A 2,661-nucleotide genomic window follows, 5' to 3' on the forward strand; every position below is an offset into this window, starting at 1 on the left:
CCGTCGCCATGGCGGCGGGATCGGATGCTGCGCGCAACGTGGCCGAGCTCGTGCTTGTGGACAACGACTTCGCGAGCATGCCTGCCGTGGTGGCGGAAGGTCGGCGCTCCATCAACAATCTGCAGCGCTCTGCCGCGCTCTTCCTCACCAAGACGCTCTTCTCCATGGGGCTCGCCGCGATCTGTATCGCGTTCCCGCCTTATCCCTTCCAGCCCATCCAGATGACGCTCATCAACTTCTTCTGCATCGGGTATCCCGGCTTCGTGCTCGGTCTTGAGGCGAATCGCGCCCGCGTGGAGGGCAGCTTCCTCGTGAACGTCGTGAAACGCGCGCTGCCCGCTTCGCTTTCGGTCATCCTCGCCGCGTGCCTTTGCATGGTGGGCGCAGCGCTCTTCGCCCTCGATAACTCGATGCTTTCCACGATGTGCCTCATCGCGACGAGCGCGGTGGGTTGCTGTCTTATCTGGCGCATCTCGCAGCCGTTCACGCTCCTGCGCCGGGTGCTTTTCGTCTCCATCGTGGCCGGTCTTGCTATCGGCATCCTTGGATTCACCGAGTTCTTCTCTATCGCCCCCTTGAGCGTGCTTACCGCGTCGTATGTGCTCGCGGTCTCCGTTGCCTCCTGCGCGCTATTCTTCCGGCTCGCGCGAGCGATGGATGCGCGCCGTGACGTCGGTAGAAGGATCGCGACGGGCTTCGGCCGCGGCGTGCGTGTCACGCGGCACCGTCGTGGCGGTCGACGCGTTACCTCGACAGGTTCTTCTGCTCGGCGTTTCGTGAACCGGGCGGTCGGCGCCTTCACGCATCGGAGTGCTTCGAGCACGGGTCGCAGGGGAGTGGCTCGCTCGCAGGATGCAACGATACGCGACGGCTTTTCCGCGGTGGGCGAGACCGATGCGAGTTCCGCGGGCACCCGGGGTGACGATGCATCTTCTGCGGCGCTTGCAGATGGCGTTACCCCGCAACGTTCAGAGAGCCAGCGGGTCACGAAGTCCGCTTCTGGAATCAAGGTGAAGATGCCCTCCCGCAGGCGTGGCTCGCGGGGAGGGAAGGGCGGTGCAGCCGAAGGCTTCGCCGACTCTCGGAGAGGTTGATGCCCGACAGGTTCCGACGCCGGCCGGCTTCGGTGGTATGCTACCCATGGTGTCTCAACGTACCGACTCGCATCGCGCGCATATCGTGCGGTGTTAAGACCCGTTTGTCCGATAGAGATCGTGGAAAGATTCGAGAGGAGCACACATGATCTGCCCGCAGTGCCATGCGACCATAGACGACGGCACCTCGGTGTGTCCGGTGTGCCATGCGTACGTGGATGCGCCGCGCCCCGCTTCGTTCCTCTTCTGCGAAGGATGCGGCGCGCGCCTTTCCGTGCAAGAACGCGTCTGCCCCAAGTGCGGCCGTCCCGCACCCGCGATCCTCTCATCTGAATCCTCTGCTTCGGATCTTGCCGCGGGAAAGACCGCAAGCTTTCCCAAGATCTCGCAGTCGGCCATCGAAACCGAACTCCCGCGCGTCTCATCGGTCGTTAACGCCCGCAGCGTTCTTGACGATGCACTCGATCCGAGCGTCACTCACGTGCTCGACGCCTCCGATCTTGCAGCTTCTGCCAAGGCTTCCAGCTCCCGGGCTCCGCGCGTTCGCAAGGGCGTGGTCGCAGCCGTCGCACTCGTGATTGCCGCGGTGGCGGTGGTCGCGTTTTTCGTCCTCGATCCCCTCCACGTTACGCCTGGCCTGGTCGACTCGATCCGAGAATCTGCCGAGGACATGTTCCCCTCGCGTCAGCAGGGCGAGACCACCGATCAGGTGCCCGAGGCGGGGAAGGCGGACGAAGACGCGTCCGATACGACCGTCGAGACCATTGAGGATTCTGCCCTTTCCGATGACAGCGCCTATGAACAGCTGCACCAGGCATATGAAGCGGTCGTCGCGATCAACGACGGTGAGCGCTTCGCCGATGCTATCACGTCGTTCAACGCCTCGTACCTCGATCCGGATCTCGAGACGCGCAAGAGCGCTTCCGCCGGCGCCTACGCCCTCCGTGATGAGCTACAGGGCATCATCGATGACCTCGACGCCATGAACCTTGCCGACGGCTCGGCCTATACGGACGACCGCGAGCACGTGCGCCAGCTCGCCTTGTGGATGTACGAGCGTGTGGACGTCATCTGCGCATCGTGGGACATCTCGCTTGCCGTTCCTGAAGACGAGTACCCGTTCCAACATGAGGACGAGATTCTCGCCCCCATGCGCGAAGCCGGCAGCTCAGCCCTCGACAACTACTACGCCCACGTAGGCGAGTGGGAGCCTCAGGAGCCGTAAGCACCCGGTGCTCCGAAAGTACCCGACGCGTCGTTCATGCCAAACCGTATGATTCCACCTCATGGCTGCGTTTAGCCTTATTCTTAAGTATCTTCGATAGATCTGTTCACTTTCTTTAAGAGAAATGAACTATTCTTTCGAAGATTCCGCAACGTATTGGTTCGACAGCGCTGCAAGACTCAGGTTTTGCTCGTTCCCATATTATTGCCTTCCTGTCTATACGAGCACCTAGCTCCGTAGCGGTCGCATCCACCCATCCCGGCTCCCCTGAGTTGCCGTTGTTGCTCGGCCGGGCCCCGATGTCTCCCTGGCGGCCCGTTGTGAGCGAAGCGAATCGGGCCG

At 62.3% G+C, this 2,661-nt stretch carries 1 protein-coding gene and 1 pseudogene; both read left to right on the forward strand.

Annotated elements, in window-relative coordinates; genetic code table 11:
- Positions 1-1,094 (forward strand): annotated as a pseudogene (locus QZ079_RS09015) (haloacid dehalogenase); the annotation flags it as partial.
- Between the two features lie 145 nt (positions 1,095-1,239).
- A complete protein-coding gene (locus tag QZ079_RS09020) occupies positions 1,240-2,319 on the forward strand; it encodes a zinc ribbon domain-containing protein (protein WP_297037516.1) in 1,080 nt (359 codons plus the stop codon).
- The last annotated feature ends 342 nt before the right edge of the window (positions 2,320-2,661 follow it).

Origin of the sequence: uncultured Enorma sp. (genome assembly GCA_905210055.1) — a bacterium.
In the GTDB taxonomy this organism is placed as follows: Bacteria; Actinomycetota; Coriobacteriia; order Coriobacteriales; family Coriobacteriaceae; genus Enorma.

Bases quoted from the DNA above. Each gene is read 5' to 3' on its own strand.
- QZ079_RS09020 (WP_297037516.1), top strand. From the start codon at position 1,240: ATGATCTGCCCGCAGTGCCATGCGACCATAGACGACGGCACCTCGGTG.